The following is a 25,735-nucleotide window of genomic DNA, read 5'->3' as shown; positions in this document are numbered from 1 at the left end:
ATCTTTCATATTCGCAACAACTTTTTGAAATATTTATATGTCCATATTTCAAAAATATTGTTTTCAATTATTTTTTCTTGTATATTTTAAATGAGGTGATTGTATTGAACGGCTTTGAAAAAGTGAAAGAAAAGAAAAAACGTGCCATTAAAGATGCGGCCTTTACATTATTTTCAGAACGTGGATTTAATGAAGTGAAAATAGAACATATTGCAAAAAAAGCAAACGTTTCTCAAGTGACAATTTATAATCATTTCGGAAGTAAAGATGCGTTATTTAGGGAACTTATACAAGAATTTATAATATCTGAATTTCAATATTATAAAGAGCTTGCAGAAGAAAAATTACCTTTTCATGATATGATGCAAAAAATGATTGTAAGAAAAATGAATACTGGGGGGTTATTTCAACCTGATATGTTACTACAAATGATGCAAAGAGACGAAGCGCTCCGAGAATTTATTTATAGTTATCAAAACGAAAAAATCTTGCCTTGGTATTTAGAAATATTAGAACAAGCACAGCGCAAAAATGAAATTAATCCACACCTTTCAAAAGAAATGATGTTACTTTACATTCAAATGTTCACTAAATTAGGTGATGATTTCGGGGCACAGCTTCTTGAAGGAGATCGAGAAAAACATATACAAGATATAGTTACGATGTTCTTTTACGGACTTTCTGTTCCAGAAAAATAATTTTTTCTAAAGAACAAACAAAATCATAAAAAAGCCCTTTGGATATTTAAATCTCAAGGGCTTTTTCATGTCGAAAAGAATTATTAAAACTAACTTTATCTCAAAGAAGTTAAATGATGTTTTATAGATACTACCTTATTATAGATTAAATCTTTCAGCATGACAGGCTGAATTGAGATAATCGTTTTTCCGAAATTCAAAAAATAACTTGAAATAAAATCAATTTCTTTCTTGTTAAAATAGCCTGTTATAATGTAATTTTCTTTTTCTTTTTGTATCCTCATGGAAGGATAATTCTCTTTATCAAAAATGTCTTTTCCTTCTTGATTAACAATGACAATAAAATCAATTGCATCAGGCTTTCTGTGAAAAGTAGTAAGATAACTTAATAGTTCTTCGAGCTTTTTTGGATTAGTATTGTTTGTTTCCATAATAGAAAGAATTTTATCACATCTAATTATTTGAACATTACTTGTCTCAAAATTAAAAATTTTAGCATACCACTGTCCAAATTTAGATTCTATTCGAATAAATTGGGCGACCAATGCTTTCTCCTCATCTTTTTTCAAATATGTTAAACGATAAACCCGTTCAGCAAAAATCCCCTGTAAAAGTTCTTTTAAGAACGGACTAAAGTTACTATGATTTGTTACTTCAAAGGAAAGTGTTCGTTCCATGATTGAAATATTTTTACTCACATTATCAGGTAATACATGTTTAAATTTATTTTCAAGCGCAATACTTTCTATATTAAATGGCTTTGTTTTGTAACCATTTAATGTAAGAATCGAAAAGTATAACGCATACATTTCATCCACACTAAAATATATTGGTGATAACACACTATTTTCTATAATTTTATAACTCCCATTTCTACCTAGTTCAGAATATATCGGTACACCTATTTCTTCCAATGATTGAATGTCTCGTAGAGCGGTACTTTTAGAAATATCATATCTAACCATTAAATCTTTTAAATTAAAATATCTTTTATTATTTAAGAAAATAAGCATATCATTTATTCGTTCAGTTTTTTTCATATTTCCCTCCATAAAAGGTGTCATGTATTGAAACCTTTTTAGTCTATATTATAATTATTAACTAAAAAAGGAGTTAGATATTTATGACATTAGAAATAGCTATTTTTCTTTCAATGAATGGGCAAGCAAAGGAGGCAATTAATTTTTATACACGTAATTTAGAAGCCAAGAAGTTAATGATTGTTACGTATGAAGAACTGGCCAAAAGAGATAGTTCTTTTGAAATTACAAATGAAAATAAAGATCATATTGCCCACTCTGTTTTACAAATTGGGAATACAAAGCTAATGATAGCCGAAGATACAATGAACCCTACTGAACGTTATAGCGTTGGAAATAACATGTCACTTTGCATTCAAAGCGCTGATTTAGAAGAAATACAAAGATTTTATAATAATTTAATTTCCGATAAGCATGTGAAAATAATCTCTCCACTAGAAAAAAATATATTTAGTGAAGCATATGGTATTATTGAAGATCCTTACGGCATACAAATCCAATTAATGTATGAAAAACGACTAAAATAAATAATGAGTCATATTCGCATATTCCTAATAAAAAAAGACACGAAATTCGTGTCTTTTTTATTTTACCGCAATGACTCTACCCGTTTCACTACTTTCAGTCGCCAATTGAATCAATTTAATAACGTCTAAACCTTCTTGAGCAGTTACAGGTAGTTTTTCACCATTTAATATGCTATCTCGCACGCCTTTATAATACATGTCATAGCAGCCGACTTCTGTTGGAATACGCTCTAAGCTTTCTTCTGTTTCTAAAGTAGCAAAATTCTCTTCAGAGTCTGATCCATAACCATTATCCCCTGGCTTCATTCCAGTCTTTAATTGTTCTTCCTGTGAATCCATACCATACTTCACGATAGAACCTTTATCTCCATGCAGTGTAAAATGTGGTCCAGCTTGCTTTACGTAACTGCTACTATGTAAAATAACGCGCTTCACTCCATAGTGAAGTACAACATGGAAGTAATCATCCACTTCTGCACCTGGTCGTTGTTTTATTACATCTGCGCTTATCGCATCTGGTTTCCCAAATAATGATAATGCTTGGTCAATTAAATGCGATCCTAAATCATATAATATACCTGATCCTGGTAAGTTCTTTTCTCTCCAGCGATCGCGTACATGTGGGCGGAAACGATCGAAATGCGCTTCATATGCGTATACATTCCCTATTCTTTTTTCTTGTAATAATTTCTTTATCGTTAAGAAATCATTATCCAAACGGCGATTATGATACACACTTAAAACGACATTATGTCGGTTCGCTAATGAAATAAGTTCTTCTCCTTCTTCAATTGAAACAACGAATGGTTTTTCCACAACAACATGCTTACCGTGTACAATTGCTTCTTTTACATATGGAAAATGGGTTGTATTCGGCGAAGTAATGACCACTAAGTCAATATCAGCTCGATTTACTAATTCATCAATTGTACCAACAACTTCAGCATTTGGTAATGCTTGTTTCACTACTTCTTCTTTTGATGATAAAATAGCACGAATATCGTATTCTTCTATCGTTTGTAATAACGGGATGTGAAATGTTGTACTAGAAAATCCAAATCCTACAATCCCTACACCTATTTTTTTCATGTTGCCCCTCCATTTGTCCTGCTATTTGCGGGCAGTAAGACCCCTACCTAAAAATTCAGCGAAAGCACAGAAGTTAGGTGAGGGGTCAACTGCTCGCAAAAGCCCGATTGGTTCAACTAATAATCAGTGGGGGATGAAGAAAACCCCCACTAATTAAAGTTTCACTTTATGAGAACGATTTCATCTCATTATTATAACAAGATTATTTTTATATACATAACGTTTTGCTCATACATACCTTTTCATAACTAAAAACCTTGCTAGTTATACACTAGCAAGGTTTTTTCACATTTACTCTGTTCGTTTTTTTGTCCACGTTTCAATTACTTCACCAGTATCATTAACATCTAGTACTAAACTACCATTACTATACCGGTCTTTATTTCGAAACGCTTTCGGATCAATTTCTTCTACAATGTGTTTCTCTGTCTTCATGTAAACTAATTCATCATCTCGAACAATTTCAATACCGACAATGCGGTACGGATTACGTTTTAACTCTTTAAAAATTACAAGGCCTCGCTTCGCCCTCGTTGATTTCTCAATTTCCGATGCCTTTATACGTTTCACAGCACCTCGCTGCGTAACGAGAATAAGTTGATCTTTTTCACCATTTAACGGTTTACCAGAAGCAACATAGTCATCTTCTTTTAAATTAATTGCTTTCACACCAGCTGCTCTGACACCAACTGGACTTACTTCTTCTTCATTGAATACAAGTGCATATGCACCATGTGTTGCAAGAACAATATCACTTGTCCCATCTGTCGCAAATATATCAACAACTTCATCATCTTTTTTCAAGTTTACAGCAACGAATGCCCGTGAATAACGCTGCACTTTATATTGGTTTAATTCTGTTTTCTTAATCATACCGTTTCGTGTAACAAATACGATAAATCGTTTTTCTTCTTCAAAATTCGGTACGACTGTTGCCCAAATTAACGATTCATCTCGCTCGAGTGAAACAAGATTCGCAACGTGTTGACCTAAATCTTTCCAACGAATTTCTGGCATTTCATACACAGGAAGATAAATATAATTTCCTTTGTTCGTAAATAAAAGAACGGTTTCTGTCGTGTTTGTATCGAAACGCTCAAGTAAGATGTCACCCTCTTTCATACCGAAGTATTTCCCGTTCGATGCATTATGCGAACGCCAACCTGTTCGTTTCACATAGCCTTCTTTCGTTACAGTAACGATGACATCTTCTTGCGGAATCATAACTTCCACATCGATTTTAATTTCTTCAATTTCCTCTTCAATTATCGCACGGCGATTATCACTATATGTTTTCTTTACTCTCTTCAAATCTGTTTTAATAACTTGAAAAAGTCTTTTTTCACTTTGTAAAATTGACTGTAACTCTATAATTTTCTTACTAAGTTCCGCTGCTTCTTGCTCTAGCGCTGTAATATCTGTATTTGTTAAACGATATAATTGCAGTGAAACAATTGCTTCTGACTGCGCCTCTGTAAATCCAAATTTCGCACTTAAATTATCTTTCGCATTACGCTTATCTTTAGACCCACGGATCGTTTCAATCACTTCATCTAAAATTGATAATGCTTTCTTTAAACCTTCTACAATATGCTGACGATTTTCTGCTTTTCTTAATTCATATTGTGAGCGTCTTGTAACAACTTCTTTCTGATGTCCAATATATGCATCCAAAATCTTAGGTAATGTCATAAGTGTCGGACGGCGATTATTTATCGCTACCATATTAAAGTTGTATGGAATTTGTAAATCTGTATTTTTATATAAATAATTTAAAATACCTTCAGCATTCGCTTCTTTTTTTAATTCTACAACGATACGAAGACCTGTACGATCTGTCTCATCACGTACTTCAGCAATTCCATCTAGCTTTTTATCTATACGTAATTCATCCATTTTCTTAACAAGATTCGCTTTATTTACTTCGTACGGAATTTCTGTAATAACGATTTGTTGCTTCCCGCCACGAATCGTTTCAACCTCTGCTTTTCCGCGAATAATAATTTTACCTTTACCTGTTTCATACGCTTTTTTAATGCCATCTATCCCTTGTATAATACCACCTGTAGGGAAATCTGGTCCTTTAATAACTGTTAACAAGTCCTCCACAGAACTATTCGGTTGATCGATACGCATAATTGTAGCATCAATTACTTCTCCAAGATGATGCGGTGGAATTTCTGTTGCATAACCAGCGGAAATCCCTGTAGATCCGTTCACTAATAAGTTCGGGAACATTGCCGGTAATACAATAGGTTCTTCACTCGTATCATCAAAGTTTGACACGAATTCTACTGTTTCTTTATCAAGATCACGTAATAACTCAGATGCGATTGGTGATAAACGTGCTTCCGTATAACGCATTGCCGCTGCTGGATCCCCATCAACACTACCGTTATTTCCGTGCATTTCAACTAAAACATTACGTACTTTCCAAGTTTGACTTAAACGGACCATCGCCTCATATACAGAGGAATCACCATGTGGATGATAATTACCGATAACATTACCTACTGTTTTGGCTGATTTACGAAACGCTTTATCATGTACGTTTCCTTCTACATACATAGAATATAAAATACGTCTTTGTACCGGTTTTAAACCGTCACGCGCATCTGGAAGCGCGCGGTCTTGAATAATATATTTACTATAACGTGCAAAGCGGTCACCTAACACGTCTTCAAGCGGGAGGTCATGAAACTTCTCTGCCTGCATGTTATTCCACCTCCGTCTCCATAATCATTTCATTTTCTAAAATATTTCCTTCTTCTTGCATACCAAATTGTACATTACGCTCAATCCATTTACGGCGAGGTTCTACTTTATCCCCCATCAATGTCGTAACTCGGCGCTCAGCTCTTGATGCATCGTCAATTTTCACACGGATTAACGTACGTGTTTCAGGGTTCATCGTTGTTTCCCATAATTGATCGGCATTCATTTCGCCAAGTCCTTTATAGCGCTGCAACATGTAGCCTTTACCGACCTTTTTCGTTACATCACCTAATTCCTCATCAGACCATGCATATTCAATTACTTCACTTTTCCCTTTTCCTTTACTTACTTTATATAAAGGTGGAAGTGCGATAAATACTTTACCAGCTTCAATAAGTGGTTTCATATAACGGTAGAAGAACGTCAGTAGTAACACTTGAATATGTGCTCCATCCGTATCTGCATCGGTCATAATAACAACTTTATCGTAGTTAATATCTTCAACAGCGAACTCATTCCCTACGCCTCCGCCAATTGCGTAAATAATCGTATTGATCTCTTCGTTCTTAAAAATATCAGCAAGCTTTGCTTTTTCCGTGTTAATTACTTTACCACGTAATGGTAGTACCGCTTGGAAACGACGATCTCGCCCTTGCTTTGCTGAACCACCAGCCGAGTCACCCTCTACTAAATACAATTCGTTTTTCTGAGGATTACGTGATTGTGCAGGTGTTAACTTCCCGCTTAAAGTACCTTCTGATTTTTTCTTCTTCTTACCAGTACGCGCTTCTTCTCTCGCTTTACGAGCAGCCTCACGTGCTTGTGCTGCTTTAATTGCCTTTCTCACAAGAAGTGTAGCTACATCCGGGTTTTCTTCTAAAAAGTAAGCTAAATGCTCAGATACAATTGCATCAATTGAAGAACGAGCTTCACTTGTACCTAGTTTCCCTTTCGTTTGCCCTTCAAACTGGAGTACGTCTTCTGGTACACGTACAGAAACAATCGAAGCTAATCCTTCTCGAATATCTGTACCCTCTAAATTTTTGTCTTTTTCTTTTAATAAAGAAACTTTACGAGCATACTCATTGAACACACGTGTCATTGCTGTTTTAAATCCAGCTTCGTGTGTACCACCGTCTTTTGTACGTACATTATTTACAAACGAAAGAATGTTTTCTGAGTAACCATCATTAAACTGAAACGCTAACTCTGCTTCAATTCCATTTTGCTCACCCGAGAAATATACAACTGGATGAATCGAATCTTTCTCTTCGTTTAAGTATGAAACGAAAGCCTCAATTCCTGTTTCATAATGAAACACATCTTCTAAATCATTACGTTCATCTTTTATCGAGATTTTCATTCCTTTTAATAAGAATGCAGATTCACGTAATCTCTCACATAATGTTTCATAATTATAATTTGTTGTGCTGAAAATAGTTGTATCTGGTTTGAAGTGCATCGTTGTACCAGACTCTTTCGTTTTCCCGATTTTCTCTAACGTCGTTGCAGGAGTACCACCATTTTCAAAGCGTTGTTCATAAATGCTACCATCTCGCTTAATCGTTACTACTAGCCATTCTGATAAGGCGTTTACAACTGATGCCCCAACACCGTGTAAACCACCACTCGTTTTATAGCCTCCTTGGCCAAACTTACCACCAGCATGAAGTACAGTTAAAATAACTTCAGGTGTCGGCTTTCCAAGCTTATGCATTCCCGTAGGCATTCCTCGCCCTTTATCAATTACGCTAATACTATTATCTTTATGTATTACGACAGAAATTTCGTCGCCAAATCCCGCTAATGCTTCATCAACGGAGTTATCTACTATTTCATATACTAAATGATGCAATCCACGGCTATCCGTACTCCCGATATACATACCCGGGCGTTTTCGAACGGCTTCAAGTCCTTCTAACACTTGAATTGCATCTTCATTATATTGGAACTGATGCTTCGCCAAACTCCTTGCCCCTTTCCTAATCAAATCAGAACATATGTTTCTATTATAGAATAACGCCTCGACTATAGTTTTGGCAAGTTATCTTATCTCTTTTATATACCATTTTCAATAGAAAAATCCTTGTTTTTTCACAAGGATTCCTCTAGGCTACTATTTCAGAAAAATAATCGTTTGTCAACGAGAAATGGATATGTATTCCAAGATTACACATTCCAAACCTTTATCATGATCCAAATGATCAATATCCAAAACGGGATAACAAGTAACAATCCCCAAAAACAGCCTTTAAAAAATCTCATGATGAACACCTCGTTCATCGGCCCTACTTATCTATAACGAGGGCTGAATCAATCTTTCTATCTTTAAAATCTATACTATTTTGTCATCGCATGTTCTACTTTAATACAACGGTCCATTATTACAGTATAGTCTTTTTCTTTTAAAAGTTTATATGTATCTTCATCTTGTACTCCTAGTTGTGCCCAAAAAACATCTGCATCAATCTCTACAAACTCTTTCGCAACACCCATTAAAAATTCTGAACGGCGAAATACGTTTACGATATCAACATGTTCTTTAATATCCGCCAGTGAAGGAACTGCCTTTTCTCCAAGGACTTCATCAACTGTTGGATTTACCGGTATAATGCGGTACCCTGCATCTTGCATTGCTTTTGAAACCATATACGATGTACGTTCTGGTTTATCTGATAATCCAACAACCGCAATCGTTTTACTTTTCTTCAATACTTCACCAATTTCCGTACGAGTTGGGTTTTCAATTGTCATAATTAATCCCTCCTATTCCTTTAGTATATCCGATAAAGAAAGTCTCTTTCAACATGAAAGAGACTTTCTTTTATTCCGATTGATGTACGCTAATAAGCAGAAGGAAGAGAACTCTCCACTGATTAAAGTTTACCTTTATTGATTTTTTGTAGCTGAATTATCTGCTAATGTAGCTGTTTTCGTCATTTTTTGACCGTTTCGGTAGAATGTAACTTCTACTTTCTCGCCTACTTTTTTCTTTTCATATAAATATTTACGGAATTGAAGTGAATTCTCTACTTTTTGATCATCTAACGCTACTACTATATCATATTGCTCTAAACCAGCTTTTTCTGCAGGTGATATTGGATAAATTTTACCTAATACAACGCCGTTTGTTACTTCTTTCGGTACTTTCAATTGATTTACTGCATAAGCTTGCACATCTTCTAATGAAACGACACCTACTCCAAGAGCTGGACGTTTCACTACTCCGTCTTTTTCAAGGGATTCAATAACTGGCTTTGCAATATTAATTGGAATAGCAAATCCAATTCCTTCAACTTCTTGTTGTGCAATTTTACTTGAATTAATCCCAATTATTTCACCGTTTTGGTTAAATAACGCACCACCACTATTACCTGGGTTAATCGCTGCATCTGTTTGAATAACTTGAGCATTCCAATCTGCACGCTTATCGCCATCAATATCTACTGGAATTTCACGTTCTTTGCTACTAATAATACCTTCTGTTACACTTCCATCAAACCCTAGTGGGTTACCGATTGCAATCGCTTTTTCACCCGCACGAAGTTTACTTGAATCACCTAAAGTGGCAACTTTATTTACATTAGATCCATCAATTTCTACAACCGCTAAATCTAACCAAGGGTCTTTCCCTACAAGCTTTGCATCTACCTTTTTACCATCACTTAGTTTTACAGCAAGTTTATTTGCTCCATCTACTACATGGTTGTTCGTTACAATATACGCTTTATTTCCTGCTTTTTTATAAATAACACCTGATCCTGAGCCAGCTTGTTGCTCTTGGCCTGTCGGTTGCATTGCAAATGGATCAACACTTTGTTGCATATTAATAACACCTACAACAACATCCTTCGCGCCTTCGATCATTCCCGGTAAATCAGTTTCATTTTTCGCTTTATTTACAACTGGAACTACAGTTCCTTCTACTTGTTTATTAGAATTGAATGACGAAACAGCTGCATCATTATTTTGCACCCATGGCATGTACGGTGCTGCAAAACTAATCGAAACCGCCCCGACTACAGCTCCAACTAAACCTGTGAAAAAATATCCTTTTTTACTACCTGATTTTTTCACTTCTCTCGTTTCACTATGCTCTTCATTCAAATTCGGTCCGTCGTAATATCCCATGTTTTATTTCCCCTCCCTGGTGAATTCGTACTTTCAGTATAGTCACATTTTGTGTCCTTCTTGTGAACTCATCGTGAAATCCAATTAAAAAAATACTCCTATCTACCATTGTAGACAAGAAAAGTATTTTTTGTACATTCCACCTACAAAGGAGAGTGTAAATTTGCTATATCCCAAAGCCGGGATGCATAGTAACTTAAAGGTTATTCTTCGAATTTGTAACCTACTCGAATAACAGTGCCGATATGCCTCGCCTTATCTCCTAGCTTATTTCGCAGTTTTTTAATATGTGTATCAACCGTTCGGTCATCACCGTAGTAATCATATCCCCATAACTGATCTAATAAATGTTGACGTGACAACACAATTCCTTTGTTCTCCATTAAATAAACAAGAAGTTCAAACTCCTTATGTGTCAATATAATTTCTTCACCATCTACTAAAACTGTTCTAGATAGTCGATTTACTTCTATTCCAGCTAAAGACATAGTATTTTCTTCTGATACTCCTACCGCTCCATCCGCACGTTTCAATAACGTCTTTGCACGAGCTACTAACACTTTCGGACTAAAAGGTTTTGTTACATACTCATCTGCACCTAGTTCAAAGCCTAGTAATGTATCATCCTCATCAGAACGTGCTGTCAGCATAATAATTGGTACCGCTGACTCTTTTCTAATTCGTCTACAAACAGACCAACCATCTATTTCTGGTAACATAATATCTAACATAATTAAATCAATTGTATGTTCAGCAAATAATTCTAGCGCTTTTTTTCCATCTTCCGCTTCGATTACTTCAAAGCCTTCATTACGAAAATAATCACTAACAATTTCACGTAATCTTCTTTCATCTTCAACAAGTAATACTGTTTTATTCATATAACATATCCCGCCTTTTTACTCTTTCAATCGAATAATACGTTGATTGGAGCTTCCGCGAAATGGAAGTGTTAAATCTTTTTTATCAAGTTCAAATCTTCCATCGACCAAAACATCCCCATAATGTAACAATTCTATCATATCATTATTTTGAGCACTCTGTATCTCTTCTAACCTGTAACCTGTATAAATCCATAGATTTTTTCTCAAATCCTTCACTGCTTTTGCTACTTTTTTCACTTCAGCAGCTTGAAAAAATGGATCTCCGCCTGAAAATGTTACATCGGTTAATGAATTTTTTTCAATCTCTTTCACAATTTCTTCTACCGTCATTTCAGTTCCATTGCAAACATTCCATGATTTCGGATTATGGCAACCGATACAACGATGCGGACAGCCCGCAAAAAACACGACTGTCCGCAATCCTTCTCCATCTACTACACTATCATGAATGATATTCATAACTTTCATTTATGCTTCACCCGATCCATCTCTTCACTACGTTTCGCGCTATTCCACTTTGACATATCTCCAACAAGATATCCTGTTATGCGGCGAATTCTTTCTATTTCATTCTCATCTTCATTCCCGCAACTCGGACATTCATTCCCGATAATGCCATGATAACTACAGCACTTACAACGATCAACAGGATGGTTAATTGAACCGTACCCCACTCCGTACTGCGCCATCGCTTGTACAATTTGCTTTAACGCTTTTTGATTATGCACAGCTGCACCATCTAGTTCAATGTACGTAATATGTCCGCCATTACAAAGAGCGTGGAACGGTCCTTCTAATCGAATTTTATCTATCGCTTGAATATTGTAATACACCGGTACATGGAACGAATTTGTATAATAATTATGATTTGTCACACCGCTAATTACACCAAATTCTTCTCTATCTTTTTTCACAAACTTTCCTGATAACCCTTCTGCTGGCGTTGCAATTACAGAGAAATTGAGTTGATGTTCTTCCATCGCCTTATCCATTCTCTCTCTCATAAAGGAAATAATTTCATATCCAAGCTTCCACGATTCTTCATTTTCTCCATGATGCTTTCCAGTTAACGCTACTAAACATTCTGCAAGACCGATAAAACCAAGACTTAACGTCCCTTGTTTCAAAATCGGTGCCACAGCCTCTTCAGGTTGTAACGTCTCTCCACCACGCCATACACCTTGTGAATATAAGAACTGAAAATCTCTTGCTCTCTTTGTACATTGATAAGCAAATCTCTCTAATAATTGCTTAACGCCTAAATCTAAATAATAACTTAGCGCTTCAAAAAACGCTTCTTTTGAACCACTAATTAGCGCTAATTTCACTAAATTAATAGAAGTAAACGATAAATTCCCTCTTCCAATTGCTGTTTCTTCCCCATGTATATTAGACATAACACGAGTACGGCACCCCATATAACATACTTCACTTTCAGGTCGACCATCATAATGCACAGCATTAAACGGAGCATCTAAAAACGAAAAGTTAGGGAATAATCGCTCAGCGGTCGTTTCTAACGCTAATTCAAATAAATCATAGTTCGGATCACACTCTTCAAAGTTCACGCCTTTTTTCATTTTGAAAATTTGAATAGGAAAAATCGGTGTTTCCCCTTTACCAAGTCCAGCTTGCGTCGCTTTTAAAAGTTGCTTAATTAAAAGTCTTCCCTCTTTTGATGTGTCTGTTCCGTAGTTAATAGAAATAAATGGTACTTGTCCCCCGCCCCTACTATGCATACTATTTGAATTATGAACGAAAGCCTCACACGCCTGATACGTATCATTTTCTGTCTCTTTCCATGCAAATTCCTCTATTTGTTCTTTCGTAAGCGGATATGACTGTAGTCGTTTTTTATGTCTCTTTACTGTTTTTCTCACATATGGAGCTAAATCAATATCAAAGAGTGCAAACGATTGACCACCGTGCTGCATATTTTGATTCGCCTGAAAAATAATTGAAGAAAGCGCCAACGCACTTTTAATGTCTTGCGGTTGTCTCATATGTCCATGTCCAGTATGAAAACCGTTAGCTAGCATTTGCGCTAACGGAATTTGCGAACAAGTCGTCGTTCCTGTTGCATAAAAATCTAAATCATGTGGATATAATATATTTTGATCTATCGCTTTTTTCACTTGATCTGATAATAATTTTTCTACTGCATAATACTTTGCGCTCTCAGATGCGAACGTTCCCATTACTCCCATTGGAGATCGACCATCTACATTTGCATTTTCCTGCATTAAATCTTGTTCATTACCGTGGATAATTGTCTCAAATACTTTCATTAATTCTTCTCCACGTACATTTTGTTTCAACATTCATAACCCTCCACCAACATGTTGTTGTCTTTTGATTAAAATCATACAACATATAGTTCTTCTGTTCCTGTGAAAAATGTAACATTCCTGTGAAAGTTTTTTTAAAAATTAATGACTTTTTCATTTATAAAAAAGAAATGTGCTCTTTACAAATGTATGGTACAATGAACGGGAAAAACTCTTTTTACCCTTTATCAACACATTTGTATAAAGGAGACTGAACTCATGGTTATTACATATCTTTTATTTATCGTTGCCTACTTACTTGGCTCGATTCCGTTTGCATTAGTCGTTGGAAAAATTGGCTATGGAATTGACATTCGTGAGCATGGAAGTGGTAATCTAGGCGGAACTAATACATTCCGTACATTAGGGAAAAAAGCAGGTTTTATCGTTACAATTGCTGACATTTTAAAAGGCACATTAGCAACAGCTCTACCGATTATTTTCGGATTAGATACGCACCCACTATGGTTTGGATTAGCCGCTGTTCTTGGACATGTCTATCCAATCTTCGCAAAATTCCGCGGGGGGAAAGCAGTTGCAACTTCTGCTGGCGTGCTATTATGCTACTCACCAGTTGTATTTGCAATATTAGCTGTTGTATTTTTCACCCTTTTATTTACAACAAGATACGTATCACTTTCTTCTATGGTAACAGCTGTCGTTGCTGTTATTGCATCCATTGTTAGCGGGGATAAAATCTTCATTATTGCGATGTGTTTATTAGCAGGTATGGTTATTTATAAACACCGTGCAAATATCGGACGAATTATAAATAAAACTGAACCGAAAGCAAACTTTTCAAAAAAGCAAAAATAAGATCTTAACCCACATAACGCAAAAAGAAAACGTGAAGCATATTAATAGCGTCTTTTTGCGTTATTTTTTATACTAAAGAAAAAGCAACATAATTTGGAGGAACTATACATGAATCTTTCCGTAACAAAAGAAGCAGCACAATGGTATAAAAACGAATTAAACTTACAATCGGGTGAAACACTACGCCTTTTCGTACAATACGGCGGTTGCAGTACTGTGCAAAAAGGACTTTCTTTAGGTATTCGTAAAGATGACCCTGCACATCCTGCTGTTCAAACTCAAGAAGAAGGTATTAACTTCTTTATTGAAGGCGATGATGAGTGGTTCTTCGATGGACATAATTTATTAGTTACACTTAACGACGGTGATGATTTCCCTCAATTTAATTATGAAAAATAAAAAAGCGTGGCTTCTGCCACGCTTTTTTATTTCTTTTTAATTTCCTCATATTTCGCATACCACTCAGGATATAATTTTTTAAATGATACAGGGCGGAACCCTTCTTTTTTCGCACAAATATTCGTTGTACTTGCAGTAATGCAAAGCTCACCATCACCGTTATATATTTCATAACCATATACAACACGAAGCGGGCTCACAGTATCAATCCACGTTTTCACAATTGCTTTTTCTCCGTAACGCATCGCTTTACGATATGAAATTTGCAAGTCTAATACAGGAGAAATAATTCCCTCTTTCTCCATTTCAACATATGAAAATCCTAATTCTTGTATAAGTTTAGTGCGCCCAAGTTCCAGCCACACTAAATAGTTTGAATGGTAAACAACACCCATCTGGTCTGTTTCCGCATAGCGGATTTCAACTTCATATTCTGCTACAAACATTTCTATTCGCCTTCTTTCACTTCTGCTACCTTGCATACATTTAATCATAATACAGTGGAATCAAAAATAAAATAAAAACAGTGAATCTTTTACCGAAAGGGGCAAGCACATGATCCAAATTGTAACTGTTCGTAGCGGTGATAGTGTTTATGGTTTAGCATCAAAGTACGGATCTACACCTGAAGAAATTGTAAAAGACAATGGACTAAATCCAGCTGAAACACTCGTTGTTGGTCAGGCACTTATCGTTAATACAAAAGGCAATAATTATTATGTACAGCCAGGTGACAGCCTTTATCGAATTTCTCAAACGTATAACGTCCCTCTCGCCAGTTTAGCTAAAGTTAATAATCTTTCATTAAAATCTATTCTCCATGTCGGGCAGCAATTATATATACCGAAAGGAACAAAACGAGCAGTAGAATCCATCGCTTATTTACAGCCTTCAACAATACCGATAAAAGAAAGTTTAGTAAATGCTACACGTGCTATTAATCCATTTTTAACATATTTAGCCTACTTCAGCTTTGAAGCAAAAAGAGACGGCACTTTAAAAGAACCGACGGAAACAGCGAAAATCGCTAATATTGCAACGCAAGGTAACACCATCCCTATGCTCGTTATTACAAATATTGAAAATGGAAATTTCAGTGCCGATCTGACCTCGGTTATTTTACGCGATGCAACAATTCAAAACAAGTTTATTACTAACATTTTGCAAACAGCTGAAAAATATGGCATGCGAGACATTCATTTCGATTTCGAGAGTGTGGCACCTGAAGATCGCGAAGCGTATAATCGTTTTTTACGAAATGTGAAAACACGCTTACCTAGCGGGTACACATTAAGTACAACACTTGTACCGAAAACGAGCTCAAATCAAAAAGGGAAATTTTTTGAGGCTCACGATTATAAAGCACAAGGACAAATTGTTGATTTCGTCGTCATTATGACATACGACTGGGGTTGGCAAGGTGGACCACCGATGGCGATTTCCCCTATTGGTCCTGTAAAAGAAGTACTTCAATATGCAAAGTCTCAAATGCCTCCACAAAAAATTATGATGGGGCAAAATTTATATGGATTTGATTGGAAACTTCCTTTCAAACAAGGGAATCCACCCGCAAAAGCAGTTAGCTCTGTCGCAGCTGTTGCACTTGCTCGTAAATACAATGTTCCTATCCGTTATGATTTCACAGCCCAAGCTCCACATTTTAATTACTTTGATGAAAACGGCGTACAACACGAGGTTTGGTTTGAAGATTCGAGGTCTATTCAAAGTAAATTCAATTTAATGAAAGAACAAGGCATTGGCGGTATTAGTTACTGGAAGATTGGTCTACCATTCCCACAAAATTGGCGTTTACTCGTTGAAAACTTTACAATTACGAAAAAAGGCTGACGAAAGTCAGCTTTTTAAATATTTTTATAATATTATCCAAACACAAAAAAAGGAGAATGATGACATTCTCCTTTTTTTAACCGTTATCAACAATTGGTTGTTTGCCAGTTTGGTCTTGCATTTGCTTCCCTTTATTGCCACCAGCTTTTTTCGATTGTGTTCCAATTTGATTTGGTGCAAAGTCTTTTGAATTCTTTTTCGGATTACCCATTACTATCGCCTCCTTAACACTAGTATCGTACTAGTGTTAAGAATTATTCAGCCTGCTTAAAAAGTTTCATTTCATAACGTTTTTCAATTCGTTTTTCAATTCGATCCATTGCATCACGATCGCTTAATAATTGTTGTTTATTTTCATTTACAAGTTCTTCAAACGATCTACGGCGACTTCTTCTCATGTTGCTCACCCTTTCTTCTACGCTTTCTTATTACATAGTATGAGCAAATGAAAAACTCTTTAATCAGATTTGTAAGAAAATTTTATGTTTTGATAAAAAATCCCATGCGCATATATTGCACATGGGATTTTTTACACCATCGTATTTAAATATTTTTTAATTTCTTCATCCGCATTTACTTTATTTGCTCTATATTCATCCAGCGCTCGTAATACAGAATCGTATTCTGCTACAATGTAGCTCTCTAGCTTCAAAATGTCCTCTACACTGTCAATCATAATTCTCGTGTTGCCAATCTCACTTTTCAATGCTGCCTCGTATGTTAAGCTCGTACAAATTTCTCTTACATCGTCTTCCATTTTTTCTGTTAACACATATTTCTTTCGCCCTTTGACCTTTAACCTTATAATTGGGTAAAAAGCTTTTATATCTAAATAACTCCCAACATTCATACAACGAATCCACTCAATATCACGTTTATTTCGTACAAGCATTTCTTTTACCGCTTCAAATACCGCTGTTTCATCAAGTACTTCCTTATTCGCTTTTCTTTTTCCTTCTGCTTCAACGGCTGCACATTTTTGATAAACAGCAGCACACGTAATACAGTCGTCAAATGCATTATGAGAACTTAAGCGAATTCCAAGCATTCGTTTTAACGTTTCAAGTTTATGATTAGGCGCATGCTTCATATATTTTTTCGCTAAAAACACAGTATCAATAACGTTATTTTTAGGCTCAGGTAGTCCAAGCGTATTTACATTACTCTTTAAAAAACGCATATCAAAAGAAGCATTATGTGCCACGATAATATTTGTATCTAGAAATGCCAAAAACAAAGGCAATACTTCTGCAATTGTTGGTGCGTCTGAAACACGATAATTCGTAATACCTGTTAAACTCGTAATTCGGCTCGGAAATGGACGCTCTGGATTCACATACGATACAAATTGATCTACTAGTTCATGATTACGATATTTCACTGCTGCAACTTGAATAATTTTATCATTATAAGGGTTAAATCCTGTTGTTTCAAAATCAATTACAACATAATCTAACGGTAAGGATACATTCCCCACTCCAGACACTCCTTTATCTCTAAACATTTATATTTCTTTTATCATATCACGAAGCTTTCACTACTTGAAAAAGAAAAGGCAGAAATGATTATATTCCATCTCCACCTTTTCACCGTTATTTTAATTTAGCAATCCGTTTTTCCATCTCTTTTTGTGTCATCGGTCCAATAAACTTATCTTGAATAACACCTTCTGTATCAATAAAATAAGAAGTTGGAATGGTAATTACTTTATACGCTGTTGTCACATCAATGTTCTTGTCCAATAAAATAGGAAAAGTAATTCCTTTTTCTTTAGCGAAGTTCCTTACCTTTTCTTCTCCCCCTCCTTTTTCTGAAGGCGTATAATTTATAGCTAAAATTTCTACGTTTTCTTTATGTTCTTTATAAAAGGCCTCCATATCAGGCATTTCTTGCTGACAAGGCCCACACCACGTTGCCCAAAAGTTTAAAATAACTTTCTTTCCTTTTAAATCGGATAACTTTACATTCGTTCCATCTATCTTTGCTAATTCAAAATCTGGTGCGCTCTTTCCAATTTCAATACCGTTCCTTGCGAAAATCTCTTTCATAGCAGCTTCACTTTTGGCAGGTTTTTCTTGTACTACTTGATCCTTTTCCGCAAATTGTTCATAAGCTGCATATCCCGCTAAACAAAGTAACACTACAATAATGGTAAGCTTCCGCCACATATTATATCACCCTTACGTGTTTATCTTCTTATAACATAATCACCAAAATACTATATACCTTATTTTAGCTTATACGGACAAGCTTGGAAATATTCACATTCGAAATAGTTAGAATATTTTCGGTTAAGATGAAATATTTACCTTTTTATCATATAATTAGAAATAAATACAAAACCTGCGAGGTGATATGTATTTTACAATTACTTATCAACCCTTTTACTTTTGTTTTCTTCACTTTACCGTTACTATGTATTTTTTTTAGCGCCTTACTATACAAATTCAAATGGGCTGTAATTATTATTTCTTTTACTGTTCCACTTATATTTTTCGTTATCGTCTCGGGATTTGATATACACCTCGCTTTACAAAACTTAGACGCTTGGATTGTTTATAGTGCTGTTTATTCTGTACTTTCCTACATAACGCCAGCGCTAATACGAAGAAAACTGCACATGTAGAACTTTCAAAAAGGGGGATTTTTATGAATCTATTTGAAAAAATACTATTATATATTCTTAGTTTTATATTTTCCCCAATCGGGATTATCACTTGGATCATCTCGCTCTTCAGTAAAGATCCTGAAAAAAAGCAAGTTGGGCGTATTTGTCTCTTTATCGCTTTAATCTCATTTATCCTTTTAGCCGGTCTCGGTATTCTTAGTTTCTTCACGATGACTACCACTACTATACAATAGTTATAGAAAGGATGATTATTTTGGGAGAACATCCTATAAGTAAAGAACTTCGCTATATACGAATATGTTTAGTTGTTTTAGTAATCGTTCTTTTATTTTTCAACGGTGAAAGAGTTGTTGAAATTTCTACAAATCATGATGCCGTAGAAAACGTTTCAACCAGTAATATGACACAGATTGCTGAAAATACATTTGCTATTCAAGAATATAATCCATCACTAAGTAGCGAACGTACGCTCAAAATTTTCAAATATAATCCGGATACAAATCAACTTACTCTAGTCAAAGAGTTTAGCACTAACGATACTGATTCTTATACGTATCAACTTAATAAGAGTGAATAAAGATAAGAGCGCTATATAGCTCTTATCTTTTTATTAGCATCTCTTTAAACAATGACTTACAATTTAATAATTCTCTAGGATCCCCACATTCCACAATAATTCCATTCTTCATGACAACAATCCGATCCGCTATCATCGCCCTCTCGACATCATGTGTCGTCACAATTCTCGTTACATTCTCCTCTAGCCCTTTAAGCATATTCCAAACCACTTCTTGATTGCTCAGATCTAATCCCGCAGTCGGTTCATCTAGAATAATGAGATTCGGATTTGATACAATCGCTCGCAATAATGCAAGACGCTTTCTCTCTCCTCCCGAAAACTCTTCACCGCTTTTATGTAGTACAGTCTGAATCCCTTTAGATAAACTCCTGATAATTGACTTCGCATTTACAAGTTCAATATTTTTTTCTAACTGTTTTTCTAAGACCCCTTCCCCAAAATACATATTCTCTTTTACTGTCGTTCGAAAAAAACGAGGTTCCTGCCATATAGTAGTCATACGAGCTTTATTACCGTAATAAGCAATACTACCAGTAGATGGTTTATATAAACCCGTGATTAATTTTAAAAGCGTCGTTTTTCCTGCACCACTTTCCCCCACAATAATAACGAGTTCACCGGGATTAATTTGCAAATGTATATTTTTAATTCTACATCTCTCTTCACCGTTCTCTTGAAATGAAACGTTTGTTAATTTCATTCCCATCGCTCTTTCTACATTTCTGTATTCAGCCGGTATATCTAAAAAGCCAAAAACTCGATTTGCCGAAGCAATAGCAACTTGTGTCATCATCAATAAATCACTCGCATAACGAACGGGGAAAAATAACATCTCAATTGTAGCTAATACCGCCACAAGCGAACCGACTTCCATATCCCCTTTTATTATTTTTTTTGCTCCTATAATAAGAACAACTATATATGCTCCTGTTTCTTTTACCGTTCCAACTATCCCAATATAATGTTGTATCATCGTCTTCTTTACTTCTGTTTTATAAGATTGTGCCGTCACTCCTTTAAACAAATGAATTGCCCATTTTTCTTTTTGTAAACTACGTAAATCTTGTATACCTTTTACAAACTGTGACATCATCTCTACAACACTTGATTGATTTTTTTGAGCAATACTTGCAATATTTCTTACTTTTCCCCCATAAGCATTGGAACAATTGCACTTAAAAATAAAAACGGGGTTATCCACCATATGAACTGTACATCGATATGTTGTAGAGCTATGAACGCACCAATAAATTGTGCAATGGCGTGGATGTATTCTATTAATATAGATCCATATAACCTTACCCAATTCGGAATATCAGAAACGACTAATGTTTCTAACTCCCCTTGTTTTACCTTCTCACTTTCTTCAAACGGTAATAAGAAAAAATGACGTAATACATCTATACGCTTCTCTCGTAATATTCGCTGACTTACTTTTGAGCTTACATAATTAAATAACAGATTGTTCACCCACATCAAAAAGCGGCTCCCCGCAAACAAAGCAATATATACATACGTACCTTTTAACTCCCGCTGAATAAGGTTATCTACAATTAGCCCCATAAATAGCGGACGGGATAAATTTAAAATGGCAGCTACTATTCCGCTACAAATCGCACTAATTAGCAATAGCTTTTCTTGCAACAGCGGCAACATTATTCTTCTATACTCATTCATTGTCATTCCCCCAATTTTGCATAATAAAAGGAAAGGGATGAAACCAAGTGGTTTCATCCCTTTCCCTCTGTACATAAAGTAAGGAAGCTAACAAATGTTAGCTTCCTTATCATTCATTTCAATTATTTAGTTTGATACTTTAGACTCTTCGATTTTCGAACGAAGAACCATTTGCAAGATACCACCGTGACGGTAGTAGTCAATTTCAACTTCACTATCGAAACGAGCTACTACTTCAAATTGCTTCTCTTTTCCTTCTGCATCGATTGCAACTACTTTTACAAGATCACGTGGTCTAACCGTTTTGTCAATTTGAATTTCAAATGACTCGTCACCAACAAGACCTAATGTTTCAGCACTGTCGCCATCTTTAAATTGTAATGGTAATACGCCCATTAACACTAAGTTACTGCGGTGAATACGCTCGAAGCTTTCTGCGATTACTGCTTTAATACCTAATAAGTTTGTACCTTTCGCAGCCCAGTCACGAGAACTTCCCATACCGTAGTCTTTACCAGCAACAACTAGAAGGCCTGTGCCATCTTCTTTATATTTCATCGCAGCATCATAGATAGATGTTACTTCACCAGTTGGCCAATATGTTGTATATCCGCCTTCTGTTCCTGGTGCGATTTGGTTTTTAATACGGATGTTTGCAAATGTACCACGCATCATAACTTCATGGTTACCACGACGAGAACCGTAAGAGTTAAAGTCGACTGGTTGTACGCCGTTTTCTAGTAAATAACGTCCAGCTGGCGTGTGCTTACCAATTGAACCTGCTGGTGAAATGTGGTCTGTTGTTACAGAATCACCAAATTTACCAACTATGCGTAAACCTGATAACGTTTCAACTTCACCTGGCTCTTTAGATAATCCTTCGAAGAACGGTGGGTTTTGAATGTATGTTGAATCATTATCCCAATTATATAAAGCTTCATTTGAAGTTTGGATTTCATTCCAGCGCTCATTGCTGTTAAATACTTGTGCATATTCTTTTTTGAACAATTCAGATGTAACAACACTTTGAACTACATCTTCAATTTCTTTAGCTGATGGCCAAATATCATTAAAGTAAACAGCATTACCATTTACATCTTTACCGATTTCATCATTTTTCAGGTCAATATCAACAGTACCTGCAAGTGCATATGCCACAACAAGTGGTGGTGATGCTAAGTAGTTTGCTTTTACAAGTGGATGAATACGACCTTCAAAGTTACGGTTACCAGATAGAACAGATGTTACTAATAAATCATTTGCTGCGATTGCTTCTTCTAATTCCTCTGCTAATGGACCAGAGTTACCGATACAAGTCGTACAGCCGTAACCAACTGTTTGGAAACCTAATTGATCTAAATACGTTGTTAAACCAGACTTATCTAAGTACTCTGTAACAACTTTAGATCCTGGTGCTAACGATGTTTTTACGTAACCAGGTACTTTAAGTCCTTTTTCAATTGCTTTCTTCGCAACTAACCCTGCTCCAATTAACACGTACGGATTTGACGTATTTGTACAGCTTGTAATTGCAGCGATTGCAATTCCACCTGTTTTCATCGTTACTTCTTGATCTTTCAATGTAACTTTCACTTCTTTATCAAACTCTTGCTCATTGAATCCAAGCCCTTGTGTTCCAACTGGTGCTACAACAGCTTTATGGAACTCCTCTTTCATATCTGAAAGCGGGATTAAATCTTGCGGACGTTTCGGTCCAGAAAGGTTAGATTCGATTGTATTTAAATCAATTTCAACAAGATCAGTATAGATTGGATCTTTACTATCTGCTGTATAGAATAAACCGTTTGCTTTACAATATTCTTCAACAACGCGAATTTGCTCTTCATCTCTACCTGTTAAACGTAAGTATTCTAATGAAATATCGTCGATTGGGAAGAATCCACAAGTTGCACCGTATTCTGGTGCCATATTTGAAATTGTTGCACGGTCAGCTAAAGGCATGCTCTTTAGTCCACTACCGAAGAACTCAACAAATTTACCAACTACACCTTTTTGACGTAACACTTGTGTTACTTTTAATGCAACATCAGTTGCTGTTGTACCACTTGGAAGTGTACCAGTTAATTTCACACCGATTACTTCAGGTACTGGGAAATATGAAGGCTGTCCAAGCATTCCTGCTTCTGCTTCAATACCACCAACGCCCCATCCAAGAACACCAATACCATTAATCATTGTTGTATGTGAGTCAGTTCCAACTAATGAATCTGGGTATGCAACTAAGTCACCTTCAGCATTTTTCACCGCATGAACAACCGGTGCCAAATATTCAAGATTTACTTGGTGTACAATACCTGTTGCTGGTGGAACTGCACGGTAGTTATCAAATGATTTCTGTGCCCAGCTTAAAAATTTATAACGTTCTTCATTACGTTTAAACTCTAAGTCCATGTTGAATGCAAGCGAGTCCGCTGTACCCGCTCTATCAACCTGTACAGAGTGGTCAATTACAAGGTCTACAGTAATTTCTGGATTAATTTTATCAGGATCTCCGCCCATATCTGCCATTGCTTTACGAAGCGAAGCCAAATCTACAACAGCTGGAACACCTGTGAAGTCTTGTAAGATTACGCGAGATGGTTTAAACGGAACATCGATATCTTGAACATCTTTCGTTCCCCATTTCGCTAAATTTGTAACGTGTTCTTCTGTAATTACGCGTCCGTCTACTTGACGAAGTACAGATTCAAGTAAAACTTTCACGGAATATGGTAATTGAGATACGTTGCCAACCCCTGCGTTTTCAAGCGCTTTCAATTGATAATAATGATACGTCTTTCCATCTAGTTCAAAAGTTGCACGTGATTGAAATGGATTATGTTTGACCATTATGTTTCCCCCCTGTTAAACGTGACTAATTTGTCTGAATATAAAATGTAGACAAACTTTTCAATACCTTACGATAATATCTTATTACAACTTTCTAAATAAGTAAATAATAAGAAACTTATGGATTATCATAAGTTTTCTTTATCTTTCTAAATTTGAATAGTGTCCATGCTCTTTATTAATACTATTACTATAAAGTAAAGCACTCTTTCAGCGTTTTACTTTACGTTCATATATGCTATGAACGACTCATGGTTCGTCTATAAAAAACATTATAGAGGTGAGAAAAATGGGTAAACGAAAAGCCAATCATATTATTTCAGGAATGAATGCTGCATCCGCCCAAGGGCAAGGAACTGGCTATAATGAAGAGTTCGCAAATGAACCTTTAACTCCGGCAGAGCGACAAAATAATAAGAAACGAAAAAAGAATCAGTAACGAAAAATCCCAAAAGGTATACCTTTTGGGATTTTCTCTAATGTTTATAACGTAACAACTCCGAAACTGTTACAAATCGATAACCCTGCTTTTTCAGCTCAGGTAAAATTTTTGCTAATGCCGCCACTGTTTGACTACGATCACTTCCTCCATCGTGCAACAGTACAATATCTCCACTTTTAGCATTTTTCACAACATGATTTACTATGGATTCTGTACCTGGATTCGCCCAATCACGAGGGTCTTGATGCCATGACCATAGAACAATTTGATACCCAGCTTTTTTTGCCGTAGTAAATACAGCATCATTAATATATCCACCTGGCGGACGGAACAATAAAGGTTCTTTCACCCATTTTTCAAAATATTTCTTTCCATTTAAAATATCATGTTCTAATTTTTCATCTGATGAATTACTCGCATACAAATGATTCATCGTATGATTTCCGATTTCATGCCCTTCTTTCAACACTTGCTTTACTAAGTACGGATTACGCTGAACTCGAAAGCCAATCATAAAAAAAGTCGCTTCCGCTTTATATTGACGTAATAACTCTAATACTTGCGGTGTATAAGTTGGGTCCGGTCCATCATCAAATGTAATTGCGATAATTTTTTCATTATTTGGCACTTCCCATGTTACATAGCCAGTTGGCTCTAGCTCTTTTCTTAACAACATTTTAGCTTCCACTTTGTCCACTTGAAATATATGTACTGCACAAATTAAAGAAAAAATTGATAGAATAATTTTTCGTTTCAGCATAGTAGCACTAAAAGTAATGAGGTTGTTGAATTCACAACAACCTTTTTCACTTTTCTATTTGATCTACATTTCGCATAATATTTTGGAGATTACTTTCATATTGCTCAAGTTGTGGACGCTGCGTTTCTGATGCTACTTCAAGTGCATTTTGAATCTGTTCGTACGCCTCTTGAACTTCTTGGCGTAACTCTTTTAAGTCATGGCCGTAATTCGGGTCATTTTTCACAATATTATTGAATATATTTTCCGCTTGAACAACCCCTTGCTGCGCGGCCTGAAAAGCCTGTTGCTTATCTTTATGATATGGCATAACACTTTCCCCT

The 25,735-nt window shown here is 35.7% G+C and carries 25 protein-coding genes and 1 pseudogene; 8 read left to right on the top strand and 18 right to left on the bottom strand.

Features of this window, described 5'->3' with window-relative positions; genetic code table 11:
- Positions 1 to 104 precede the first annotated feature (104 nt).
- Positions 105 to 698 carry a TetR/AcrR family transcriptional regulator gene (locus B5P42_RS20905; RefSeq protein WP_044439934.1) on the top strand — a complete coding sequence of 198 codons (594 nt, stop codon included), beginning with the start codon at positions 105 to 107 and terminating at the stop codon, positions 696 to 698.
- Positions 699 to 793: 95 nt separating this feature from the next.
- On the opposite strand, the gene B5P42_RS20900 is transcribed toward B5P42_RS20905, so the two are convergent.
- The gene (locus B5P42_RS20900; RefSeq protein WP_113735096.1) at positions 794 to 1,762 is read right to left on the bottom strand and encodes a helix-turn-helix transcriptional regulator; all 969 of its coding nucleotides are present in this window, start codon (positions 1,760 to 1,762) and stop codon (positions 794 to 796) included.
- 59 nt (positions 1,763 to 1,821) lie between these two features.
- Between B5P42_RS20900 and B5P42_RS20895 the strand changes: the two genes are divergently transcribed.
- The gene (locus tag B5P42_RS20895) at positions 1,822 to 2,265 is read left to right on the top strand and encodes a VOC family protein (RefSeq protein ID WP_113735095.1); all 444 of its coding nucleotides are present in this window, start codon (positions 1,822 to 1,824) and stop codon (positions 2,263 to 2,265) included.
- A 57-nt stretch (positions 2,266 to 2,322) separates the two neighbouring features.
- Here the strand turns inward: B5P42_RS20895 and B5P42_RS20890 are convergent, their stop codons facing one another.
- From B5P42_RS20890 to B5P42_RS20855, 8 genes are all read right to left on the bottom strand, one after another.
- The gene (locus B5P42_RS20890) at positions 2,323 to 3,354 is read right to left on the bottom strand and encodes an oxidoreductase (protein WP_002014316.1); all 1,032 of its coding nucleotides are present in this window, start codon (positions 3,352 to 3,354) and stop codon (positions 2,323 to 2,325) included.
- Positions 3,355 to 3,645: 291 nt separating this feature from the next.
- A complete protein-coding gene (gene parC, locus B5P42_RS20885) occupies positions 3,646 to 6,069 on the bottom strand; it encodes a DNA topoisomerase IV subunit A (RefSeq protein ID WP_002014315.1) in 2,424 nt (807 codons plus the stop codon).
- Position 6,070: 1 nt separating this feature from the next.
- On the bottom strand, positions 6,071 to 8,035 hold the full coding sequence (parE, locus tag B5P42_RS20880) for a DNA topoisomerase IV subunit B (protein ID WP_002014314.1): 1,965 nt from the start codon (positions 8,033 to 8,035) through the stop codon (positions 6,071 to 6,073).
- 374 nt (positions 8,036 to 8,409) lie between these two features.
- A complete protein-coding gene (locus B5P42_RS20875) occupies positions 8,410 to 8,823 on the bottom strand; it encodes a CoA-binding protein (protein ID WP_000151385.1) in 414 nt (137 codons plus the stop codon).
- A gap of 135 nt (positions 8,824 to 8,958) precedes the next feature.
- Positions 8,959 to 10,200 (bottom strand): S1C family serine protease, encoded by a 1,242-nt coding sequence (locus tag B5P42_RS20870; protein ID WP_002185182.1) that lies wholly within the window; start codon positions 10,198 to 10,200, stop codon positions 8,959 to 8,961.
- Between the two features lie 203 nt (positions 10,201 to 10,403).
- Positions 10,404 to 11,081, bottom strand: coding sequence for a response regulator transcription factor (locus tag B5P42_RS20865; RefSeq protein WP_002185181.1), 678 nt, complete (start codon positions 11,079 to 11,081; stop codon positions 10,404 to 10,406).
- A gap of 18 nt (positions 11,082 to 11,099) precedes the next feature.
- Complete coding sequence (nrdG, locus tag B5P42_RS20860) at positions 11,100 to 11,552, bottom strand: anaerobic ribonucleoside-triphosphate reductase activating protein (RefSeq protein WP_002128495.1); 453 nt, start codon at positions 11,550 to 11,552, stop codon at positions 11,100 to 11,102.
- Positions 11,549 to 13,405, bottom strand: coding sequence for an anaerobic ribonucleoside triphosphate reductase (locus B5P42_RS20855; protein ID WP_113735094.1), 1,857 nt, complete (start codon positions 13,403 to 13,405; stop codon positions 11,549 to 11,551). The genes nrdG and B5P42_RS20855 overlap by 4 nt, the downstream gene beginning before the upstream one ends.
- A 225-nt stretch (positions 13,406 to 13,630) precedes the next feature.
- On the opposite strand from B5P42_RS20855, the gene plsY reads away from it, so the two are divergent.
- Both plsY and B5P42_RS20845 read left to right on the top strand, forming a co-directional pair.
- Complete coding sequence (gene plsY, locus B5P42_RS20850; protein ID WP_002121351.1) at positions 13,631 to 14,227, top strand: glycerol-3-phosphate 1-O-acyltransferase PlsY; 597 nt, start codon at positions 13,631 to 13,633, stop codon at positions 14,225 to 14,227.
- A gap of 108 nt (positions 14,228 to 14,335) precedes the next feature.
- Positions 14,336 to 14,626: a HesB/YadR/YfhF family protein gene (locus B5P42_RS20845; protein WP_113735093.1), complete on the top strand. Its 291-nt coding sequence runs from the start codon at positions 14,336 to 14,338 to the stop codon at positions 14,624 to 14,626.
- A 26-nt stretch (positions 14,627 to 14,652) separates the two neighbouring features.
- Here B5P42_RS20845 and B5P42_RS20840 read toward each other — a convergent pair whose 3' ends face one another.
- Positions 14,653 to 15,072 carry an acyl-CoA thioesterase gene (locus tag B5P42_RS20840; protein WP_000495823.1) on the bottom strand — a complete coding sequence of 140 codons (420 nt, stop codon included), beginning with the start codon at positions 15,070 to 15,072 and terminating at the stop codon, positions 14,653 to 14,655.
- 109 nt (positions 15,073 to 15,181) lie between these two features.
- Between B5P42_RS20840 and B5P42_RS20835 the strand changes: the two genes are divergently transcribed.
- Complete coding sequence (locus B5P42_RS20835) at positions 15,182 to 16,474, top strand: glycoside hydrolase family 18 protein (protein WP_002066644.1); 1,293 nt, start codon at positions 15,182 to 15,184, stop codon at positions 16,472 to 16,474.
- A 76-nt stretch (positions 16,475 to 16,550) separates the two neighbouring features.
- Here B5P42_RS20835 and sspN read toward each other — a convergent pair whose 3' ends face one another.
- From sspN to B5P42_RS20815, 4 genes are all read right to left on the bottom strand, one after another.
- On the bottom strand, positions 16,551 to 16,685 hold the full coding sequence (gene sspN / locus B5P42_RS20830) for an acid-soluble spore protein SspN (RefSeq protein WP_000527988.1): 135 nt from the start codon (positions 16,683 to 16,685) through the stop codon (positions 16,551 to 16,553).
- 43 nt (positions 16,686 to 16,728) lie between these two features.
- The gene (locus B5P42_RS20825) at positions 16,729 to 16,872 is read right to left on the bottom strand and encodes an FbpB family small basic protein (protein ID WP_002014298.1); all 144 of its coding nucleotides are present in this window, start codon (positions 16,870 to 16,872) and stop codon (positions 16,729 to 16,731) included.
- 131 nt (positions 16,873 to 17,003) lie between these two features.
- The gene (locus B5P42_RS20820) at positions 17,004 to 17,951 is read right to left on the bottom strand and encodes a 3'-5' exonuclease (RefSeq protein ID WP_113735092.1); all 948 of its coding nucleotides are present in this window, start codon (positions 17,949 to 17,951) and stop codon (positions 17,004 to 17,006) included.
- A 115-nt stretch (positions 17,952 to 18,066) separates the two neighbouring features.
- The gene (locus B5P42_RS20815; protein WP_044443541.1) at positions 18,067 to 18,642 is read right to left on the bottom strand and encodes a TlpA family protein disulfide reductase; all 576 of its coding nucleotides are present in this window, start codon (positions 18,640 to 18,642) and stop codon (positions 18,067 to 18,069) included.
- 481 nt (positions 18,643 to 19,123) lie between these two features.
- On the opposite strand from B5P42_RS20815, the gene B5P42_RS20805 reads away from it, so the two are divergent.
- Positions 19,124 to 19,336 (top strand): hypothetical protein, encoded by a 213-nt coding sequence (locus B5P42_RS20805; protein ID WP_002033553.1) that lies wholly within the window; start codon positions 19,124 to 19,126, stop codon positions 19,334 to 19,336.
- An 11-nt stretch (positions 19,337 to 19,347) separates the two neighbouring features.
- Complete coding sequence (locus tag B5P42_RS20800) at positions 19,348 to 19,680, top strand: YmzC family protein (protein ID WP_080784617.1); 333 nt, start codon at positions 19,348 to 19,350, stop codon at positions 19,678 to 19,680.
- Between the two features lie 22 nt (positions 19,681 to 19,702).
- Here B5P42_RS20800 and B5P42_RS20795 read toward each other — a convergent pair.
- Together B5P42_RS20795 and acnA are read right to left on the bottom strand one after the other, a co-directional pair.
- Positions 19,703 to 21,417, bottom strand: a pseudogene (locus B5P42_RS20795) (ABC transporter ATP-binding protein).
- A 69-nt stretch (positions 21,418 to 21,486) separates the two neighbouring features.
- A complete protein-coding gene (gene acnA / locus B5P42_RS20790) occupies positions 21,487 to 24,210 on the bottom strand; it encodes an aconitate hydratase AcnA (protein WP_113735091.1) in 2,724 nt (907 codons plus the stop codon).
- A 289-nt stretch (positions 24,211 to 24,499) separates the two neighbouring features.
- Here acnA and sspO point away from each other — a divergent pair, with 289 nt between their 5' ends.
- Positions 24,500 to 24,649 (top strand): small acid-soluble spore protein O, encoded by a 150-nt coding sequence (sspO, locus tag B5P42_RS20785; RefSeq protein ID WP_002033549.1) that lies wholly within the window; start codon positions 24,500 to 24,502, stop codon positions 24,647 to 24,649.
- Positions 24,650 to 24,686: 37 nt separating this feature from the next.
- Here the strand turns inward: sspO and pdaB are convergent, their stop codons facing one another.
- Both pdaB and B5P42_RS20775 read right to left on the bottom strand, forming a co-directional pair.
- A complete protein-coding gene (pdaB, locus tag B5P42_RS20780; RefSeq protein ID WP_002066634.1) occupies positions 24,687 to 25,412 on the bottom strand; it encodes a polysaccharide deacetylase family sporulation protein PdaB in 726 nt (241 codons plus the stop codon).
- A 46-nt stretch (positions 25,413 to 25,458) separates the two neighbouring features.
- Positions 25,459 to 25,722: a hypothetical protein gene (locus tag B5P42_RS20775; protein WP_002014282.1), complete on the bottom strand. Its 264-nt coding sequence runs from the start codon at positions 25,720 to 25,722 to the stop codon at positions 25,459 to 25,461.
- Between the last annotated feature and the right edge of the window lie 13 nt (positions 25,723 to 25,735).

Origin of the sequence: Bacillus sp. SRB_331 (assembly GCF_003264175.1) — a bacterium.
Lineage (GTDB): Bacteria > Bacillota > Bacilli > Bacillales > Bacillaceae_G > Bacillus_A > Bacillus_A mycoides.
This window is presented reverse-complemented; position numbering and strand designations above follow the sequence as displayed.

Bases quoted from the DNA above. Each gene is read 5' to 3' on its own strand.
- B5P42_RS20900 (WP_113735096.1), bottom strand. From the start codon at position 1,762: ATGACACCTTTTATGGAGGGAAATATGAAAAAAACTGAACGAATAAAT.
- B5P42_RS20895 (WP_113735095.1), top strand. From the start codon at position 1,822: ATGACATTAGAAATAGCTATTTTTCTTTCAATGAATGGGCAAGCAAAG.
- B5P42_RS20890 (WP_002014316.1), bottom strand. From the start codon at position 3,354: ATGAAAAAAATAGGTGTAGGGATTGTAGGATTTGGATTTTCTAGTACA.
- parC (WP_002014315.1), bottom strand. From the start codon at position 6,069: ATGCAGGCAGAGAAGTTTCATGACCTCCCGCTTGAAGACGTGTTAGGT.
- B5P42_RS20875 (WP_000151385.1), bottom strand. From the start codon at position 8,823: ATGACAATTGAAAACCCAACTCGTACGGAAATTGGTGAAGTATTGAAG.
- B5P42_RS20870 (WP_002185182.1), bottom strand. From the start codon at position 10,200: ATGGGATATTACGACGGACCGAATTTGAATGAAGAGCATAGTGAAACG.
- B5P42_RS20865 (WP_002185181.1), bottom strand. From the start codon at position 11,081: ATGAATAAAACAGTATTACTTGTTGAAGATGAAAGAAGATTACGTGAA.
- nrdG (WP_002128495.1), bottom strand. From the start codon at position 11,552: ATGAAAGTTATGAATATCATTCATGATAGTGTAGTAGATGGAGAAGGA.
- B5P42_RS20855 (WP_113735094.1), bottom strand. From the start codon at position 13,405: ATGTTGAAACAAAATGTACGTGGAGAAGAATTAATGAAAGTATTTGAG.
- plsY (WP_002121351.1), top strand. From the start codon at position 13,631: ATGGTTATTACATATCTTTTATTTATCGTTGCCTACTTACTTGGCTCG.
- B5P42_RS20845 (WP_113735093.1), top strand. From the start codon at position 14,336: ATGAATCTTTCCGTAACAAAAGAAGCAGCACAATGGTATAAAAACGAA.
- B5P42_RS20840 (WP_000495823.1), bottom strand. From the start codon at position 15,072: ATGTTTGTAGCAGAATATGAAGTTGAAATCCGCTATGCGGAAACAGAC.
- B5P42_RS20835 (WP_002066644.1), top strand. From the start codon at position 15,182: ATGATCCAAATTGTAACTGTTCGTAGCGGTGATAGTGTTTATGGTTTA.
- sspN (WP_000527988.1), bottom strand. From the start codon at position 16,685: ATGGGTAATCCGAAAAAGAATTCAAAAGACTTTGCACCAAATCAAATT.
- B5P42_RS20825 (WP_002014298.1), bottom strand. From the start codon at position 16,872: ATGAGAAGAAGTCGCCGTAGATCGTTTGAAGAACTTGTAAATGAAAAT.
- B5P42_RS20815 (WP_044443541.1), bottom strand. From the start codon at position 18,642: ATGTGGCGGAAGCTTACCATTATTGTAGTGTTACTTTGTTTAGCGGGA.
- B5P42_RS20805 (WP_002033553.1), top strand. From the start codon at position 19,124: ATGAATCTATTTGAAAAAATACTATTATATATTCTTAGTTTTATATTT.
- B5P42_RS20800 (WP_080784617.1), top strand. From the start codon at position 19,348: ATGATTATTTTGGGAGAACATCCTATAAGTAAAGAACTTCGCTATATA.
- acnA (WP_113735091.1), bottom strand. From the start codon at position 24,210: ATGGTCAAACATAATCCATTTCAATCACGTGCAACTTTTGAACTAGAT.
- sspO (WP_002033549.1), top strand. From the start codon at position 24,500: ATGGGTAAACGAAAAGCCAATCATATTATTTCAGGAATGAATGCTGCA.
- pdaB (WP_002066634.1), bottom strand. From the start codon at position 25,412: ATGCTGAAACGAAAAATTATTCTATCAATTTTTTCTTTAATTTGTGCA.
- B5P42_RS20775 (WP_002014282.1), bottom strand. From the start codon at position 25,722: ATGCCATATCATAAAGATAAGCAACAGGCTTTTCAGGCCGCGCAGCAA.